Below are 18821 nucleotides of genomic sequence, written 5' to 3'. Positions count from 1 at the left end.
AAAATACTCAGTAGAGTTGAGCAACTGACAGCGCATTTTCGGATGCGCTTTTTTTATGTCGAATTTTAGATATTAATTTTATCTATGTATTGGATAGAAATTTAAGATTATTTTTATAATAAAAGCACTTGTATGATGAGCATAAGATTCATATCACAGCGTTGATTGTGAACAAACATACGAGAAACTGCACATGATGAATTCGATTGTTTGGCCAGCAGGTTATCTGCCTGGTGAAACCGATAATTTCTGTTCCAATGAAGTGATTGTCAAAGGTTTAAGCACCGCAGAGGTATGGCCGTATCTGGTAAATGCTGATGAGTGGCCAAGTTACTACGCCAATTCTTCCGATGTCAAACTGCCTGAAGGTGCAAAGCAACTACAAGCAAACATGGTCTTTTTCTTTAAAACCTTTGGTTTTCCTGTCGATGCCCAAGTGCTGGAACTGGTTGCACCGCAAGCAGGTGAGCCTGCTCGAATTGCATGGCATGGCTGGGCGGGGGATATTGGTACAGCCGAACGTCTGGATGTGCATCACGCATGGCTTGTTGAAGACTTGGACGGTGGTCGGGTGCGTATCTTGACTCAAGAAACCCAACTGGGGCAGCCTGCAAAACAACTGGCTCAAGCCAAACCGAATCCGATGATCAATGGGCATCAAGACTGGCTAGAGGGCTTGGTGACTGCTGCCTGTCAGGCAAAAAAAGGCTAATGTCTCTCATAGATTGGTGACTTTGCCAGATATTGGTGGATTCTTTAATTTTTCAAACAGATACATGATTTAGATTTGAATTTTAGGCGATTGTATCGCGATTTAGAGGTTAGCATGACGGCATTATTTACTCCCTTTCAACTTAAAGATGTGACGCTACGTAACCGTATTGCAGTCCCTCCGATGTGTCAGTACAGCGCCATTGAGGGCAAAGTCACCGACTGGCATCTGGCGCATTACACCAGTATGGCGCGTGGCGGCGCAGGTTTGGTGATCGTCGAGGCGACAGGTGTATCATCAGAAGGGCGCATTACCCCAGCCTGTCTGGGTTTGTGGAGTGATGAACACATTGACGGTTTGGCACAGATTGCCCAGGCGATTAAAGCCGCTGGGGCAGTACCAGGCATTCAGATTGCACATGCAGGGCGTAAAGCCAGCGCCAACCGTCCGTGGGAAGGCGATGACCATATTGCTGCTGATGACCCACGCGGTTGGCAGCCAATTGGGGCATCGGCGATTGCCTATGGTGAAAACTTGCCACGTGTCCCACAGGAAATGAGTCTTGAAGATATTCAACGGGTTCAGGCAGATTTTGCTGCTGCGGCACATCGTGCAAAGCAGGCAGGTTTTGAATGGTTAGAACTACATTTTGCGCATGGTTATTTGGCACAAAGCTTTTTTTCCAAGCATAGCAACCTGCGCCAAGACCAGTATGGCGGTGATTTTGCAGGGCGAAGCCGCTTTTTGCGTGAAACCTTTGCAGCGGTACGTGCAGTTTGGCCAGAGCATTTAGCATTGACTGCGCGTTTTGGTGTGATTGAGTACGATGGCAATGACGAAGAAACCCTGAGCGAGTCAATTGAACTGGTCAAACAGTTGCGTACTGATGGACTGGATTTACTCAATGTCAGTGTCAATTTTAATATCCCTCAAGCCCGAGTGCCATGGGCAGAACCTGCATTTTTAGCCCCAGTTTCTGAGCGTGTACGCCGTGAAGCCAACTTGCCTGTCGCTGCTTCGTGGGGGCTGGACAAACCTGAACTGGCCAACCGTTTGGTAGAACAGCAGCAAATGGACTTGGTGATGATCGGGCGTGCCTTCTTGGCAAATCCACATTATCCATTACAGGCTGCCAAAGCATTGCAACTGGAAAAACCGACATGGGTGTTGCCTGCACCGTATGCACACTGGTTAGAGCGTTATTAATCGTAAAGTGATACTCACGGAAAAAGTCAGCCTTGTATTAATGCCAGTCAGTTAAACAGTTGACTGGCAATTTTTAAATTTATGAGGATATCTGGCTCGTGGAAATGTCATCTGCAACTGTTTGAGACAGGACTACATTAAAAAGTGCTTGTTTCTGCGAAAAATTCGATTATTTGCTGATGGTGGACGAGTTTTGCGGTGAGGAGCATTGCTCCGCAAAATGGCTTTCCTTGCGAAGCTGTGCTTCTCATTTGCCGAAACAAAAGTAGTGATGAACTCCAGAAAACTGATTTAAAAAGATAAGACGCTATTGTGAATTTATAAAATTTAAAGCTTTGATTATTAAATTCCTTAACTGACGGATATTAAGCTTTGTGCTGGCTTTTTCATGTTGTGATCAGCGGATTGTACAGCGCACAATTTTGTGCAAACTGTTCTTCATTCTGGCAAATTTCTAACATGAGCTGACGTAACCAGCGGTGGCGCGGGTCATGCTCAGTTCGTTCATGCCACAGCGCAATTTTACTAAAACTTGGAATCTCCAGCGGCGGCGGTACAATCGCCAAATCCTGACGTTTACACACCAGACGTTTCGGTACAGTTGCCACAAGGTCGCTATTTTGCAAAATCTCAGGCAGCAGTAGAAAACTCGATGCTGACAGCGTGACGCGGCGTTGTCGACCCAGTTGTTGCAATTGTTGATCGGTAATCCCTGAGAAACTGCCTTGAAAGGAGACTAAGGCATGATCCAACTCACAAAAACGATCCAAGCTCAGGGGCTGTTGCAAGGCAGGGTGCCCCAAACGCATCACGCTGACATAACATTCATCAAACAGATGCAGATAATGCAAGTCATTGCCACAGCTATGCTCAGGGGTAGACAGCGCTAAATCAATTTCACCCTGTTCCAAGCGCTGCGCTTCTTTGTCGGTTGAAGGTAACAAAGCGATTTGGACATGTGGTGCTTGCTGTTTGAGTGCTGCCAAAAATGGCACTAAAATCACCTGATGGGCATAGTCAGTGGCGGCGATGCGCACGGTAAAATCCACCGTGGCAGGGTCAAACTCCAGCGGTTGCAGCAGCAGGTCAATCTGCCCCAAAATCTGCTTGATCGGGCAAATCAGCTCCAAAGCGCGCGGTGTAGGTACAATGCCACGCTGTGAACGGACAAATAATGGATCATCAAAACTGTCACGTAAGCGTGCCAAAATGCTGCTCATGGCAGGCTGGGTAATAAACAGGCGTTCTGCGGCGCGGGTCACGCTACGTTCTTCCAGTAAAATATCCATGGCCTTAAGCAGATTAAAGTCAAGATGACGCAAGTTTTTGACCATCATTTCTCCCAATTTGGCAGATTGGGCAATCTGGCTTTGATTGCCCAAGTGTTGCTCTGGCAACAGTAATTCAACATGGCGTTGTCCAATCAACAATAACTAAAAATAAAATTTAAATAAAATCAATTAATTAAAGTTGGCACAACATCTGCAAGAGTCATGTCAAACCGATAAAATTAGGACTATGACATGACCAGTTTAACTGCATTACAACAAGATTTATCGCTCGGTACCGATTATGAGGTATTGGCACAGCGCTTTCGCCCGATTTTTCAGAAAATCGCCGAGACAGCCTTGCAACGCGAGCAGCAACGTGAACTGCCGTATGAACCGATTCAATGGTTAAAACAGGCAGGTTTTGGCGCAGTACGTGTGCCTGTACAGTATGGCGGTGCAGGCGCCTCAGTACCACAATTGTTCCAACTCCTGATCGAACTGGCAAGTGCTGACTCGAATGTACCACAGGCGCTGCGCGGGCATTTTGCCTTTGTTGAAGATCGCCTGAATGCGCACCGTGACCACAGCCAAGCCCACTGGTTTGAACGTTTTGTTGCAGGCGAACTGGTCGGCAACGCATGGACAGAAGTGGGTGATGTCAAAATTGGCGAAGTGATTACCCGTTTATATCAGGATGAATCTGGACGCTGGACGGTCAGCGGCAAAAAATACTATACCACGGGCAGTATTTTTGCGGACTGGTTCGACCTGTTTGCCCAGATCGATGCCACCAAGCAAAATGTGATTGCAGCGGTACGCACCTCGCATCCGAATGTCAAAATTGAAGATGACTGGGATGGTTTTGGTCAGCGGACTACAGGTAGCGGCACAGCGACTTTGCATGAGGTCGAGGTTGATCCAGAAAATATTATTGATTTCGATAGCCGCTTTAAATACCAAACCGCGTTCTATCAACTGGTCTTGCTCAGTGTCTTGGCAGGCACCGCCCATGCCGCAGTTGCCGAGTTTAGCCGTCAGGTGAAGGCACGTACCCGCGTCTTTAGTCATGGCAATGCTGATCGAGTCGATCAGGACGCACAAGTATTGCAAGTGATTGGGCTAGCATCGGCACAAGCTTATGCCGCAGAAGCTACTGCCATTCGTGCTGCAGAAGCCGCACAGCGTGCTTATGAAGCGCACTTTGCCCATGCCGATCAGCGTGAGGCTTTGGAGCAACAGGCAAATATTGCCGCCGAACTAGAGTCAGCACAAGCGCAGGTGGCAATTGCACCACTGGTACTGCAACTGACCAGTGATCTGTTTAACGCACTGGGTGCCTCAGCCACCAGTAGCCAAAAAAGTCTGGATCGTTTCTGGCGCAATGCTCGTACCGCAGCATCGCATAACCCGCTGATTTTTAAACAACGCATTATTGGGGATTATGCAGTCAATGGCACAGAACCTGTCTATGTCTGGCAGATTGGTGGTGGCAGTAAACAGCAATAAACTGTGTGACAGGATCAGCCATTTAGCTGTTCCTGTTTTTAGTCACGGGAATTAAAAAATGCCGATTCGGTAAAAACCGACTGAAGCGATTAAAAATAAATCAGGAAGATGGAGCTTAGCATTTTGACTTCTGTTTTAGAATTCACCTGCTATGTCTTGTGCTTCGATTGAACTATATTTTAATTTAGTTCAGGTTTGACCTGAGCAGCATCGCTGTACAAGGGCAACCCACTTGCGCAGCTCATTGCAAAACTCGCTTAAGATCATCTTTTACTAAAAAAATGCAAAAACAACATCTTGAAAATATTGTTCTGGCTCAAACAGTTGCAGATGATATTTTTGTGTATCCAATGTTTGAGAATATCGTGATCTCACTCAGCTTAACTATAAAAACTTGGCTGAGGAAACTCGGCATTCAGCGCCCATTCTCCCAGTTCCTTGATTTTATAATCCACAGGGTCATGTAGCGTTTGCGTGCGCACATTACGCCAAAAACGGTCAAGACGCAGTGCTGCCTGAGTGGCGCGCGCGCCCGTTACTTCAAACATACGATTGCTAATATCCAGACTGACGCGGCTCGCTGCCACTTTCGCGGTAGCAACGGCAATCGCCACTTGTCCGCGTTGCTCGGCGGTCAGGGCTTCACCAATTTGCCATGCGTGTTGTAACTGTAAAATCGCCTGCTGGTTTAACGCACGCACCGACTCCAGTTGTAACCAGAACTCGCCATAATGTCGCAAGATATACGGGTCTTGGTCAGCGCGTTCCACCCCTGACAAAAACCATGCTCGGCTTTGCGCTTGGGTGTATTGTTTGGCTTCGGCAAATGCCCCTTCGGCAACCCCCAAAAACATATTGACAAAAGTCAGTTGGGCAATGAGGGGGCGTAGACAGGCAAATGGCGTGCTGAGTGGGCCGGGTTCGAGTAGCAGTTCATGTTGCTCAACGCGTACATGGCGAAAAGTGGCACTGCCACTATCAGTTTGGCGTTGTCCCATATTGTCCCAGTCATGATGTAACTCAATGCCTTCACGTGCTGTTGGAATCGCTGCAATCAACAGTTTTCCTGTGCCCTGATCAATCCCCGATGCCACCAGTATGTCAGAATCAATTGCACCTGAGCAGAAGCTTTTTTGCCCTGAAAATAAATAGATTCCGTCTTGTTGATGTACCACGGTACGTTGATCTAGCGGGTTTAAGGTATTGCCCCAAAACAGTTGCTGGCTTGCGGTCTGTTGAAACCAGTTTTGCCATTGTTCGGCGCGGGCAAATAGCCGCACCGTTGCCAACAATAAATGATGAAAACCAAAGACGTGCGCCAGAGAGTTATCCACCTGTGCCAAAATCCGCACGCTGTTCATGACATCGAACCAGTTACCATCTAATCCGCCTAAATTTTTCGGAATCGACAGTGCCAGCAAGCCACTTTCACGAATCAGTTGGCGCTGTACCAACGGTGAGCCACCGTCACGGTCACGTTGCACCGCCGTTTCTGCAAAAGCATCGGCAAGGTGTTGAGTTTGTTGTTGTATTTCAGGGTTCAGTAGCGTAGAAAAATCGGGCAGGTTGATCGACATTATTCAATTCCATACAGCCAAGCAGGGCATCCGTGTGATTGCTTACCATAAAGGGCTTAGGGCAAGCAGGCAAGTTGCTTTTTTAAGCAATGCACGAACTTGGTTGGTTCAGTAGTAAGAGTATTGAGCCTTACAAAGAGCATGCCAAATCAGAATGAATTAATTTTCAATGATTTATATTTTTAGCGATTAGAAAGTAGTGTTGCTCAGACAACAGTTGCTGTGACCGTGTTGCCAATGCAACAGATACGTTATCTGTAAAAAGAATAAATATTCAAAAAATTATGATTGGATGTGATTTATCGACCTCCCTTAAAGTAAGGCTTTGATTGTCCAGTACCTGTTTGGAGTTACCATGCCTGTTGTCAAACATCCTCATTCCCGTGAATTGCTGCATTCTGTGCGGGCAAGTGCGATGGTGTTTGAAGATCCACAGTCACAGCAATTGCTGGATTATGTACAGGTGATTGCACCGAGTCAGGCGACTGTGCTGATTATGGGAGAAACAGGCACAGGTAAGGAGTTGATTGCACGGCAGATCCATGAGCTGAGTGAACGCCGCGAGCAGGCTTTTATTGCGGTAAATTGTGGGGCATTTTCGGAAAGTCTGGTAGAAAGCGAGCTATTTGGACATGAAAAAGGTGCATTTACAGGCGCACATGAAGCGCGGGCAGGCTGGTTTGAAGCAGCGCATGGCGGCACGATTTTTCTGGATGAAATTGGTGATTTATCCTTAGCGATTCAGGTCAAGTTGCTGCGTGTCCTGCAAGAAAATCAGGTGGTGCGTTTGGGATCACGGCAAACCCGACAGGTCAATTTGCGCGTAATTGCCGCGACCAATGTTGATCTGCAACAGGCGGTTGCCGCAGGAAAATTTCGCGAAGATTTATACTATCGGTTGAATGTTGCCAGTGTGCAACTGAAACCGCTACGCCAGCGTCAGGGCGATATTTTGCCTTTGGCACAGCATTTTATTCAGGACTACTGTCAGCAACTCAACTATGCCCCTGCGCAGTTAAGTCATGCAGCACGGACGGCGTTGCTGGCGTATGCATGGCCAGGCAATATTCGTGAACTGGAAAATGCCATTCATCGGGCACTGTTGGTGTGTCGCCAGGCATTGATTCAACCTGAAGATTTGCAACTAAGTGGTTGTTCACAAGCATTGGGATTGGTCAGCCATTTGCCAAGTACATCCACCTTGCAGCAGGTTTTATTACACTGGTTTGAACAGGGGTTGGACAATCTGGATGAGCAGCTCGAAGCCGAGATTACTCAAGCCGCCTATGCTTACTGTCATCAAAATCAGATGCATACCGCACAGCTTTTGGGGGTCAGCCGTAATATTGTTCGGGCACGCCTGCTCAAACATGGTTTACTCAAACCGAGTGAGCGCCGCCGTGAACAGCAACCGAAAAGTCTGCCGAGTGCTGCTGTGCGGATGTATTCATAGACACTGCACAGCAATCGACTTCAGCCTAAATGATACACGCCTGACTAATGCGCTGAATCTGGGCTTCACTTAACCCCAACTGATCCCACTGGTTCATCTGACTGGTGAGCCAGACAAAATCTGAGAGTTTTGGTGCTGCCGAATGGGTTACATAGTTTTGAATAATATGCACAATCGCATAGTAACGTTCGACATGGGTGTCGGGTGAGCAAGGGAACTGAATGATTTCATAGTGAACCAGCATTTGCCACAGCTCGGCAAAATTTTGCAGTTGCTGAATATCCTGTTGTGCCAAACGTAATGCTGTACTCAACGCCAGCAAGGTTTCAGGGTGACGTTTTGCCCATTCTTCGGTGACCGCCAGAACCTTGTCGGCAACGTCAGGCACAATATCCAGTCCAGACGCAACAATCTGGCTTTTACCCAAGATTTCACCTTGAGTATTCCACGGTTCACCGACACAAAAACCGTCAATCAGACCCGTAGAGATTGCCTCGACCATATACGGTGGCGGCAGGGTCAGTAATTTAATGTCTTTAGCTACATTGCTATCGGCAAGTGCCAGCCACTCGCGTAAACAATAATGATGCAGTGAGTGCCCAAACACCTGCGCCAGACGAATCTGGCGTTCGGGTAAAATCGTGGCCAGTTTATGTGCAGTCTGGCTGGCAGAGTCCTGAGCGTTGATGCCCAGTTCATAGCACAGTTTCTGACTCAGGCTAATAAATGCCGAATTTTGACTGAGGACGAGGGCCGTTTTAAACGGAATACCGACCTGATCGGTGCCTGCCTGTGCTGCAGGTAACATGGCAGACAGACAGTGTGCTGCATCCAAAATGCCAAATGCCAGTCGGTCACGCAGACTTGCCCACGAGGCTTCCCTGACCAGTGTGACCTCGAGTCCGACCTGCTCAAAAAAACCTTTGTGCTTTGCCCACAGTAGGGCTACGGCATCAAGTAAGGGAATGTAGCCGATGTGCAGATGAGTTTTTTCGATCGTCATGCCGTTACTCCTTAAAGGTTTGGTTGAGCAGTTGCTGTGCCTGAATCAGCTGACGTGCCAGATCGCCCATGGAAATTCGGGCATTCATGGCATTTTTACGCAATAGACGAAAGGCTTCTTCTTCGGAAAGCTGTTGCAGTTGCATCATCATATTTTTAGCTTTTTCAATGTCTTTACGATCGGCGAGGCGCAGTTTAGTTTCTTTTAGGTCGCTTTCGAGCTGCTGATGTTTTTTATATTGTTCAATGGCAATTTCCAGAACGCTATCAAGACGTGCAGGATCGACTCCATCAACAATATAGGCTGTAACCCCTGCCTGAATGGCATGTTTAATCGTGTCACGGTTATTGTTTTTGGTAAACAGTACCGTCGGTAAATTACAGTGGTTGACAAAGGCTTCAATAATGTCGCGTTGTGGATGATCCATGTCGAGCAAAATCACATCGGCATACAATCCTTGTAAATCCTGCGGCTGAATGTCTTTAATCAGCAAGCATGCCACTACCTCAAAATCATGTTCGGTCAGGCAGTGCTGCAAATAGCTGGCACGAAATTCATCATCGTCGATCAAGGCGATTTTGAGTTTGGATGTCGACATAGTGGCTAGCTCAAAGGTTGGCTTGACGGGGTAATGGGCAATCTGATCATGTCCAAGCAAAATCGATGCCACACCGCTTGATCTTGCCATACGTTTTAAATTGGGTGCAATGCCAAAATTTGTAGCTTTGGTTGCCTAATAGTGCGAGATATAACAAAAAATTCTAATAAAACAAAATAATAAATAGAACGTGAGCCAGTGCAAAGTGGTGATGTTGCTGTGCAATCACACCAGTTACGCCTAGATTTAGTGCATTTTTGTGGTGCAGTGTAGAAAGTGTGCAAAAAAAGCACATGCAAGCAATAGAGCATAACAGCATAAATTGATCTTTATCTATTCAGAATCAAGTGTTTTTAAAAATTGGCATGAGATTTGCTATATCCAGCATAGATCAAAGATGATCACTTTATATACTAAATATAACGGCCAACGATGTCCGTTCTGATCAATTCTGCTGACTGCATAGGGTGCGTTCAGTGGAGACGTAATTAACGTATCAGTACGCGAGGATTGGCTATGTCAACAAATTTCGAGGCGAAAACCGCCACCAAAATCAATTTATTCAACTTTTCTACACCTGCTATGCGCGCTTTCCACATGAGCTGGCTGGCATTTTTTGTGTGTTTCTTTGCTTGGTTTGCCTGCGCACCACTCATGCCTGTGATTTCGGGCGAATTTCATCTGACCAAAGACCAGATTGCCAACATTAATATTGCCGCAGTGGCGATTACCATTCTGGTTCGCCTGATTGTTGGCCCACTGTGCGACAAATATGGCCCACGTAAAACCTACACCACTTTGCTTATTCTTGGCAGCTTACCTGTGTTTGGTGTGGCTACGGCGAACAGCTACGAATCGTTTTTATTCTTCCGTTTGCTGATTGGCGCAATTGGTGCCAGTTTCGTGATTACCCAGTACCACACCAGCATTATGTTTGCACCGAACGTGGTTGGAACAGCCAATGCTGCTGCGGCAGGTTGGGGCAATGCAGGTGGCGGTGCAACCCAAGCCTTAATGCCACTGATGTTGTCTGCAATTGTGATGTATGGCGTTGAGCAAAGCATGGGCTGGCGTATTGCCTTACTGGTTCCAGGGGTAATGATGCTGATCGTCGGTGGCTTGTACTGGAAATTTACTCAAGACTGCCCAGCAGGTAACTACAAAGAACTTCGTGAACAAGGCATTGAGGTTGAAGGCGGTAAAAAAGGCGGCTGGGCAATTATTAAAGAAGCATCTCGCAACTACCGTGTCTGGATTTTATTCATCAGCTATGCAGCATGCTTCGGTATCGAAATTTTCATGCATAACGTAGTGACCATGTACTACGTCCAAAAATTCAATTTTGGCTTAAAAGAAGCAGGCATGGCCGCAGGGATCTTTGGTTTATTGGCACTGTTTGCTCGTGCACTCGGTGGGATTCTCTCAGACAAATTTGCACTAAAACGTGGTTTAGATGCTCGTACTGAAATTCTATTCTTCATGATCTTGGGTGAAGGTCTGTTCCTGATGCTGTTCTCGCAAATGAATGCACCTGTGATGGCGATCCTGAGCATGACTTTATTTGGTTTATTCACGCATATGGCTTGTGGAGCAACTTATGCACTTGTGCCATTCATTGATCGTAAAGCTTTAGGAGGTGTGGCGGGGATTATCGGCGCAGGCGGTAACGTGGGTGCAGTGGCAGCAGGCTTTATCTTCAAGAGCATGCCAGACCTGCAAACTTGCCTGTTTAGCCTCGGCATCATGGTGGTGGTGATTGGTTGTGTGGTGTTGTTCATCCGCTTTTCACCTGAACACAAAGCCCGTGAAAAACAGCTGTTTGAACAAGCCCTGCTTGAACGTAACGAAGCTGTTTAACCCAACCCGACAAAAATCACTTTAAAGGACGCCGATGATGAAACTCGTTATGATTGGTCATGGAATGGTTGGGCACAAATTTATTGAAAGTGTGCTGGAACATAACAATGATGACCTCGAAATCACCATTATTGCCGAAGAGCCGCGTTTAGCCTACGACCGCGTACATTTGACCGAATACTTTTCTGGACGCAGTGCCAAAGATTTATCTCTTGCTCGCGCCGACTTTGCCGATGCCTATGGCATAGATTTACACTTGAATACCCAAGCCATTGCCATTGATCGTCATCACCAGACTGTGACCACGGCAACAGGGCAAGTCATTGCTTATGACAAACTGGTTTTAGCCACTGGTTCCTATGCTTTTGTCCCACCGATTCCGGGCAACGAGCGCGAAAACTGCTTTGTGTACCGCACTATTGAAGACCTAGATGCCATTCGCGCTGCAAGTCTAAATGCTAAATCTGGCGTGGTGATTGGTGGTGGTCTGCTGGGTCTGGAAGCAGCAAAAGCCTTGCGTGACCTGAACTTGCAAACCCATGTGGTGGAGTTTGCCCCGCGTTTAATGGCGGTACAAATTGATGATTTGGGTGGTAAGGTTCTGCGCCGTAAAATCGAAAACTTGGGCGTGCAAGTGCATACCCAAAAAGCCACTCAAGCCATTGAAGACGGTGAACATGCTTTTCATGTGATGAAATTTGCCGATGGTTCACAGCTTGAAACTGACATCGTGCTGTTCTCGGCAGGCATTCGCCCACGCGACGAACTGGCACGCAGCAGCGGCTTAGCAGTCGGTGAGCGCGGCGGGATCGTGATTAACGATTACTGCCAAACTTCGGACGAGCACATTTACGCGATTGGTGAATGTGCGCTGTGGCATAACAAGATTTTTGGTCTGGTTGCCCCAGGCTATGACATGGCACGTATTGCTGCCAAACATTTGCAACAACAAGACACCCCAATCTTTGCGGGTGCGGACATGAGCACCAAGCTCAAATTGATGGGGGTTGATGTTGCTTCAGTCGGTGATGCACATGCCATGACCCCAAATGCCGTCAGCTATTTCTATGCCGACGAAGACACACTGGTCTACAAAAAACTGGTGGTTGACCAAGCCAAAAGCAAAGTGTTGGGTGCGGTACTGGTCGGTGATGCCACTGAATACAGTGAACTACTGCAAATGATGCTCAATGCTTTGCCACTGCCTGAACAGCCAGAAAGTCTGATCATGCCGGGCTTTAGCCAAGGGGCAGCTAAAGCAGGTGGCAGTGGTGTGGACTTGTTGCCCGATACTGCCACGATCTGTTCGTGTAACAACGTCTCGAAAGCGGATTTGTGCCAAGCCATTGGTGATGGGGCAACCTCGCTTGGCGCACTGAAAAAATGCACCAAAGCCGCAACCGCCTGTGGTGGCTGTGCGCCACTGGTTACACAGGTACTTAAAGCCGAATTGCAACGCCAAGGTGTTACGGTCAACAACCATCTTTGTGAGCATTTTGCTTACTCGCGCCAAGAGCTATATCACTTGGTTCGTGTCCATGAAATCAAAACCTTTGATGCTTTAATTCAGCAGTTCGGACAAGGTTTGGGCTGTGACATTTGTAAGCCAACAGCAGCGAATATTTTAGCCTCTTGCTGGAACGACTTTGTTTTGACTTCAAAGCATGCGGGCTTGCAAGACAGCAACGACTACTATTTGGGCAACATTCAAAAAGACGGTTCTTACTCGGTTGTACCGCGTATGGCAGGTGGGGAAGTCACCCCAGATGGTTTGATTGCTGTGGGACAAATTGCCAAAAAATATAACCTGTACACCAAAATCACGGGTGGTCAGCGTGTCGATATGTTCGGGGCGCAGTTGCATCAGTTGCCCCTGATCTGGGAAGAATTAATTACCGCAGGTTTCGAGTCTGGGCATGCTTATGGCAAATCATTACGCACGGTGAAATCCTGTGTCGGCAGTACATGGTGCCGTTATGGCGTAGATGACTCGGTCGGTTTGGCGATTCAACTGGAAAACCGCTACAAAGGTTTACGCTCGCCGCACAAACTGAAAATGGCAGTGTCGGGCTGTACCCGTGAATGTGCCGAAGCACAAGGCAAAGATGTGGGCGTGATTGCCACTGAAAAAGGCTGGAACTTATATGTTTGCGGGAATGGCGGTATGAAACCTCGCCATGCCGAATTGCTGGCAGCCGATCTGGATACTGAAACTTTAATCCGTTACATCGACCGTTTCTTCATGTTTTACATTCAGACCGCAGACCGTTTGCAACGTACCAGCGTATGGCGTGACAACCTCGAAGGTGGTCTGGATTATTTGAAAGCGGTGATTGTGGGCGATTCACTCGGTTTGGCCGCAGAACTGGAACAGCGCATGGCGCATGTGATTGGCACTTATCAGGACGAATGGCGCACGGCAGTGGAAGACCCAAGTGTGCGTAAACGCTTCAAAACCTTCATTAATGCCGATGAGCAGCACGATCCACACATTCAATTTACCCCAGAGCGTGGACAGATTCGCCCATTGAAAGCTGCAGAGCGCGAACAAGGTCGTATCGCGATGATCGAAGCACAGATTTAAGGAGAACAGACATGACAAATCAGCAAATGCAAGAGATGGACTGGATTGAAATCTGTACCCTTGAAGACATTACCCCCAATACGGGAATGGGTGCGCTAGTAGCCGATCAGGTCATTGCCCTGTTTCGCGTGGGGGAAGAAGCGCGAGTGTATGCCTTAAGCGCGCGTGACCCGTTTAGCCAAGCCAATGTCATGCCGCGCGGAATTTTGGGCGACATTCAGGGGGAACGCGTGGTGGCATCCCCGATTTATAAACAGCACTTTAGTCTGGCAACAGGGCGTTGCCTTGAAGACAGCGAACAGCATTTGCTGGTCTATCCAAGCAAAGTTGAAGATGGTCGGGTCTGGGTGTGTAGCCAGCCCATGAAAACCTATCTGACCAGTAACGGACAGCAACAGGATAAACAGTCTTTGGTGTTGGTGGGTAATGGTCTGGCAGGCATGCGTTGTCTGGAAGATTTGCTGGACATGGCACCCGATCGCTACGAGATTACCGTGATCGGGGAAGAACCGTGGGGCAACTATAACCGCATCATGCTATCACCTGTGTTGTCGGGCGAGAAAAAAATTGAAGACATCATGCTGCACAGCCCAGCGTGGTACGCTGAAAAAAATATCCGTTTTATTGCTGATGATCCTGCGATCAAGATTGACCGTAGCCATAAAACCGTAACCACACAAAAAGGTGAAGTGGTCGCTTATGACCGCCTGATTTTGGCGACAGGCTCAAAACCGTTTATTCCACCTGTAGATGGTGCGGAGTTGGGCGGTGTGCTGAGCTTCCGCGACATTTACGATGTCAACCAGATGATTGAATGCAGCCAAAGCCAACGTGATGCCGTGGTGATTGGTGGTGGTTTGCTGGGGCTTGAAGCGGCGTATGGTTTAAAACGCCGTGGCATGAATGTGACGGTGTTGCATTTAACTTCGCACATTATGGATCGTCAGTTGGATGCCTGTGCCAGTGCTATGCTCAAAGCCAGCATTGAAGCCAAAGGCATTCGCGTGATCACTTCGGCATTTACCCAGCGTTTGGTGGGTAATGATGCGGGGCAAGTTACTCAAGTCGAACTGCAAGACGGCATGATTATTCAGGCTGACTTGGTGGTGTTTGCCGTGGGTATTCGCCCGAATATTGCCTTGGCACAGCAGGCAGGCTTGCGCTGCAACCGTGGCGTACTGGTGAATGACACCATGCAGACTTTCGACCCGAGCATTTATGCGGTCGGGGAATGTATCGAGCACCGTGGGCAGACCTTTGGTCTGGTAGAGCCACTGTGGGGGCAAGCCTTTATCTGTGCCTCACACTTGGCAGAACATGGCAGTCTGACTTTTGCCGCGCAACCTGTACCAACCCAGCTCAAAGTCAGTGGTTGCGATGTGTTCTCGGCAGGCAACTTTGCTCCTGAAGATGATTTTGAAGAAATCCTGCTGCACGATGACAAACGCCAGATTTATAAACGCATCATCATTCAGGACAACAAAGTCGTGGGTGCAGTGCTGTTTGGCGACACCGAAGATGGCATGTGGTATGCCGAGCTGATTGCAGATCAGACGCCGATTCATCCGTTTAGAAACAAACTGCTGTTTGGTAAAGATTTTGCATTAAAACAAGCAGGTTAACAGAAGCTGGATTTGGCAGCGTGGAACACGGTATGAATAGCATTGCAATGGTAGAACAGCCTCAGCACGGTGACACCCAGACCACTTTTAGCACCTGCCCATATTGTGGTGTGGGCTGCGGGGTGCAGGTCGATGTGACTCAAACTGCACATGGGCAACAGGTGGCGGTGCGGGGGGATGCCCAGCATCCATCCAATTTTGGGCGTCTGTGTATTAAAGGCAGTCATTTGGCCGATACACTGGGTTTGCAGACCCGTGTGCTTGAGCCAATGCAGGGACGTCAAGCTGCACGCCGCCGTAGCAGTTGGGATGAGGCCCTGAGTCAGATTGCCGAGCGTTTTCAGGACAGTATTGACCAGTATGGAGCAGACAGCGTTGCCTTTTATGTCTCAGGGCAATTGCTGACCGAAGACTATTATGTGGTCAACAAATTCGTCAAAGGTTACTTGGGCACCGCCAATATCGACACCAATTCGCGCCTGTGCATGTCCTCGGCGGTGGCAGCACACAAACGCAGTTTTGGCGAAGACCTTGTGCCTGCCAGCTATGTCGATTTTGAACAGACCAAAATGGTGGTGCTAGTTGGTTCAAACACTGCATGGTGTCACCCTGTGCTGTATCAACGCATCATGCAAGCCAAAGCCGAACGTGATCTGTTTGTGGTGGTGATTGATCCGCGCTTTACCGCCACCTGTGAGCAGGCAGATTTACATCTGCCGATTTTACCGGGGCAAGATGTCAGCCTGTTCAATGGTTTATTGCAGTATCTGCATCAACATGGCTATGCCGACCACAGTTTTGTCGAGCGTTATACCGACAATCTGGATGCTGCTTTGCAAGCCAGTCTGGGCGAGTCGGATTTAGCTGAACTGGCGCAGCGCACAGGCATCCAACTGGACAAGTTGCAGCTATTTTTTGAAAAATTTTCGCAAACTTCACAGGTCATGAGCCTGTTTTCCATGGGCGTGAACCAGTCCTCGCAAGGCGTGAATAAAGCCAATGCGATTATTAACTGTCATTTGCTGACAGGGAAAATCGGACGTACAGGCGCAGCCCCATTTTCCATGACAGGGCAGCCGAATGCCATGGGCGGACGTGAAGTTGGCGGGCTGGCCAATATGCTGGCAGCGCACTTGGATGTCGATAACGCTGAGCATCAACAACTGGTTCAACAGTTTTGGCAAAGCCCGAAAATAGCCACTAAGGCAGGCTTAAAAGCGGTGGATTTGTTTGAAGCCGTCGAGCAGGGCAAAATCAAAGCCTTGTGGATTATGGCGACCAACCCTGTGGTCAGTCTGCCAAATGCCGATCAGGTCAAACGCGCTTTAGAAAAATGCGAATTTGTGGTGGTGTCGGATATTTGCCAAGACACCGACACCACTCAATATGCCGATATTTTGTTGCCTGCGTTGGGTTGGGGCGAAAAAGATGGCACGGTGACCAACTCCGAGCGTCGTATTTCACGGCAACGCGCATTTTTAGCTGCGCCTGCGCAAACCAAAGCTGACTGGTGGGCAGTGGCGCAAGTGGCACAGAAAATGGGTTTTTCAGGCTTCGATTTTCAATCTTCGCATGAGATTTTCCTTGAGCACGCACAGCTTTCAGCCTACCAAAACAGTGATTTGGCAGGACGCGCGCAGTGCAGTACCTTCCGCTACTTTAACTTGGCAGGGCTGAGCGAACTCAGCGCTGAAGATTATCAGCAATTGCAACCGATCCAGTGGCCTGTGTGGCAGCAGTCGCAACCGTGTGAACGCCTGTTTGCACAGGGGCAGTTTAGCTTTGCATCGGGCAAAGCCAAATTTGTCGCAACTGCACCTGTTGCGCCTGTGAATGCGGTGAATGCTGACTATCCACTGATTTTAAATACGGGGCGCATCCGTGATCAGTGGCATACCATGACTCGCACAGGATTGGCACCTGCATTGGCGAATCACCGTGCCGAAGCCTTTTGTGAAATTCACCCGCAAGATGCGCTGAAATACGGGATTGCCGAGCAGGGTTTGGTCGAAGTGTTTTCAACCTGGGGCAAGTGTGTGTTGCGGGCACAGTTCTCGCAAGGTGTGCGCCGTGGGCAGATTTTTGCGCCGATTCACTGGACTGAGCAGTTCGCCTCCGATGCGCGGATTGGCAAGGTGGTCAACCCTGTGGTGGATGCGATTTCGGGTGAACCTGAATTTAAACATACCCCTGTGATGGTGCAGCCATTTCATAGTCGCTGGCAGGGTGTGTGTTTTATTCGTGAGGAATATCACGCCCAAGTGCGTGAGGCGATTCAGTCAATGAGCTGGTGGAACAAAGTCACCACGCCGTATGCCGCGCAATATGAGCTGGCAGGGCGACAAAGCTTTAATGGCATCACCAGTAACATCAAGGCATTACTGAATTTTGATGATGACAGTCTGGAGTGGCTGGATCTCAAAGACCAGAGCCAGCATTTGTGTCATATCGTGGTGCTTAAAGACAACCGTCTGGTGGCGTGTTTGTACATTGCCGACAAAGCTTTTCTGCCTGATCGGGCATGGATTGCCAGCCTGTTTAAACGCGAGCGTTTGAGTGCCACGCACCGCAAAGCCTTGCTGGCAGCAGCGCCGATGAATGCGGGCAGCAGTGAAGGCCCACTGGTGTGTAGCTGTTTTAAAGTTGGAAAAAATCGCATTCTTGAAACAATAAAAACCCAAAACATCACCCATGAGAAACAGGTGACGGCTTGCTTAAAAGCAGGCGGCAATTGTGGTTCGTGCCTGCCTGAAATTCGTGGCTTAATTCAATCTTGCCAACAGGAGCTTGCCCATGACTGATGCACATGACCCCGTCACCGATCTAGTGATTTTGGCGGGTGGACAAGCCCGCCGTATGCAAGGCTTAAACAAGTTATTGCAGTGTTTTGACAAGCAAATTCAACTGTTAAAAATCTCGCAGCATTTTCGGGGCAAGGTGCAGCAGCAGTGGATTAACAGCAACCGCGACCATCGTATTTATCAGCATGTGGTGCCGAATATCCGCAGTTTTCAGGACGATGAATCGGGTTTTTTAGGCCCGTTGATGGGGCTGAAAAGTGCATGGCGACATGTCCAAGCCGACTATGTGCTGTGTGTGCCTTGCGATGTCACCTATTTGCCTAAATCGGTACTCAGAAAACTGCATCAGACACTGGTGCAGCACCCTGAAGCCGACGTAGCTTATGTGGAAATCAATGGCGCGGCGCTGTATCCATTTTGCTTGCTGAAACGCAGTAGCTTACCTGTGTTGAACGCCCAGATTGAGCAAGGTGAATTAAGCCTGAAAAAATGCTTTAAATTGATGCATGCACAGGCAGTCAAGTTCCGCAAACATGCACTGATTTTTCACAGTATTAATTCATTCGACGAATTACAACAATATAAACAGTTGAATGTATTGCTTTAGTGCAGAGTTGGAATATTTCTTGCA

Annotated in this window: 13 protein-coding genes; 9 read left to right on the top strand and 4 right to left on the bottom strand. The window is 48.3% G+C overall.

Translation table 11 applies throughout. From position 1 onward, the window contains the following. Positions 1-193: 193 nt before the first annotated feature. Together E0H77_RS11010 and E0H77_RS11005 are read left to right on the top strand one after the other, a co-directional pair. Positions 194-712, top strand: a complete 519-nt coding sequence (locus E0H77_RS11010; protein WP_171478341.1) for an SRPBCC family protein — start codon at positions 194-196, stop codon at positions 710-712. A 114-nt stretch (positions 713-826) separates the two neighbouring features. After that, positions 827-1918, top strand: coding sequence for an NADH:flavin oxidoreductase/NADH oxidase (locus E0H77_RS11005; RefSeq protein ID WP_131377961.1), 1092 nt, complete (start codon positions 827-829; stop codon positions 1916-1918). A gap of 386 nt (positions 1919-2304) precedes the next feature. Here E0H77_RS11005 and E0H77_RS11000 read toward each other — a convergent pair whose 3' ends face one another. Then, entirely contained in the window at positions 2305-3345 is a 1041-nt protein-coding gene (locus E0H77_RS11000) for a LysR family transcriptional regulator (protein ID WP_228258328.1), read from the bottom strand. 96 nt (positions 3346-3441) lie between these two features. Between E0H77_RS11000 and E0H77_RS10995 the strand changes: the two genes are divergently transcribed. After that, a complete protein-coding gene (locus E0H77_RS10995; RefSeq protein ID WP_045793432.1) occupies positions 3442-4695 on the top strand; it encodes an acyl-CoA dehydrogenase family protein in 1254 nt (417 codons plus the stop codon). A 380-nt stretch (positions 4696-5075) separates the two neighbouring features. Here E0H77_RS10995 and E0H77_RS10990 read toward each other — a convergent pair whose 3' ends face one another. After that, complete coding sequence (locus tag E0H77_RS10990; protein WP_131377959.1) at positions 5076-6272, bottom strand: acyl-CoA dehydrogenase family protein; 1197 nt, start codon at positions 6270-6272, stop codon at positions 5076-5078. Positions 6273-6627: 355 nt separating this feature from the next. Between E0H77_RS10990 and E0H77_RS10985 the strand changes: the two genes are divergently transcribed. Next, complete coding sequence (locus E0H77_RS10985) at positions 6628-7725, top strand: sigma-54 interaction domain-containing protein (protein ID WP_131377957.1); 1098 nt, start codon at positions 6628-6630, stop codon at positions 7723-7725. Between the two features lie 25 nt (positions 7726-7750). Here the strand turns inward: E0H77_RS10985 and E0H77_RS10980 are convergent, their stop codons facing one another. Beyond that, positions 7751-8728, bottom strand: a complete 978-nt coding sequence (locus E0H77_RS10980; protein WP_131377955.1) for an ABC transporter substrate-binding protein — start codon at positions 8726-8728, stop codon at positions 7751-7753. A 4-nt stretch (positions 8729-8732) separates the two neighbouring features. Then, positions 8733-9326, bottom strand: coding sequence for an ANTAR domain-containing response regulator (locus E0H77_RS10975; RefSeq protein ID WP_131378017.1), 594 nt, complete (start codon positions 9324-9326; stop codon positions 8733-8735). A gap of 516 nt (positions 9327-9842) precedes the next feature. Between E0H77_RS10975 and E0H77_RS10970 the strand changes: the two genes are divergently transcribed. Genes E0H77_RS10970 through mobA form a run of 5 tightly spaced genes read left to right on the top strand, consistent with a single transcriptional unit; the run spans position 9843 to position 18797 of the window. Beyond that, entirely contained in the window at positions 9843-11183 is a 1341-nt protein-coding gene (locus E0H77_RS10970) for an MFS transporter (protein ID WP_131377953.1), read from the top strand. A 37-nt stretch (positions 11184-11220) separates the two neighbouring features. After that, positions 11221-13767 (top strand): nitrite reductase large subunit NirB, encoded by a 2547-nt coding sequence (gene nirB / locus E0H77_RS10965; RefSeq protein ID WP_131378016.1) that lies wholly within the window; start codon positions 11221-11223, stop codon positions 13765-13767. Between the two features lie 11 nt (positions 13768-13778). Continuing rightward, positions 13779-15389, top strand: coding sequence for a nitrite reductase small subunit NirD (gene nirD, locus E0H77_RS10960; protein WP_131377951.1), 1611 nt, complete (start codon positions 13779-13781; stop codon positions 15387-15389). A gap of 32 nt (positions 15390-15421) precedes the next feature. Next, a complete protein-coding gene (locus E0H77_RS10955) occupies positions 15422-18190 on the top strand; it encodes a nitrate reductase (RefSeq protein WP_131377949.1) in 2769 nt (922 codons plus the stop codon). Then, on the top strand, positions 18183-18797 hold the full coding sequence (gene mobA, locus E0H77_RS10950) for a molybdenum cofactor guanylyltransferase (protein ID WP_131377947.1): 615 nt from the start codon (positions 18183-18185) through the stop codon (positions 18795-18797). Before E0H77_RS10955 ends, mobA begins: the two co-directional genes overlap by 8 nt. Positions 18798-18821 lie beyond the last annotated feature (24 nt).

This window comes from Acinetobacter brisouioides, from assembly GCF_004331075.1.
GTDB lineage: Bacteria > Pseudomonadota > Gammaproteobacteria > Pseudomonadales > Moraxellaceae > Acinetobacter.
Note: the sequence above shows the minus strand (reverse complement) of the source record. Positions and strands in the feature narration are given on the sequence as shown.

Bases quoted from the DNA above. Each gene is read 5' to 3' on its own strand.
- E0H77_RS11010 (WP_171478341.1), top strand. From the start codon at position 194: ATGATGAATTCGATTGTTTGGCCAGCAGGTTATCTGCCTGGTGAAACC.
- E0H77_RS11005 (WP_131377961.1), top strand. From the start codon at position 827: ATGACGGCATTATTTACTCCCTTTCAACTTAAAGATGTGACGCTACGT.
- E0H77_RS10995 (WP_045793432.1), top strand. From the start codon at position 3,442: ATGACCAGTTTAACTGCATTACAACAAGATTTATCGCTCGGTACCGAT.
- E0H77_RS10990 (WP_131377959.1), bottom strand. From the start codon at position 6,272: ATGTCGATCAACCTGCCCGATTTTTCTACGCTACTGAACCCTGAAATA.
- E0H77_RS10985 (WP_131377957.1), top strand. From the start codon at position 6,628: ATGCCTGTTGTCAAACATCCTCATTCCCGTGAATTGCTGCATTCTGTG.
- E0H77_RS10980 (WP_131377955.1), bottom strand. From the start codon at position 8,728: ATGACGATCGAAAAAACTCATCTGCACATCGGCTACATTCCCTTACTT.
- E0H77_RS10975 (WP_131378017.1), bottom strand. From the start codon at position 9,326: ATGTCGACATCCAAACTCAAAATCGCCTTGATCGACGATGATGAATTT.
- E0H77_RS10970 (WP_131377953.1), top strand. From the start codon at position 9,843: ATGTCAACAAATTTCGAGGCGAAAACCGCCACCAAAATCAATTTATTC.
- nirB (WP_131378016.1), top strand. From the start codon at position 11,221: ATGAAACTCGTTATGATTGGTCATGGAATGGTTGGGCACAAATTTATT.
- nirD (WP_131377951.1), top strand. From the start codon at position 13,779: ATGACAAATCAGCAAATGCAAGAGATGGACTGGATTGAAATCTGTACC.
- E0H77_RS10955 (WP_131377949.1), top strand. From the start codon at position 15,422: ATGAATAGCATTGCAATGGTAGAACAGCCTCAGCACGGTGACACCCAG.
- mobA (WP_131377947.1), top strand. From the start codon at position 18,183: ATGACTGATGCACATGACCCCGTCACCGATCTAGTGATTTTGGCGGGT.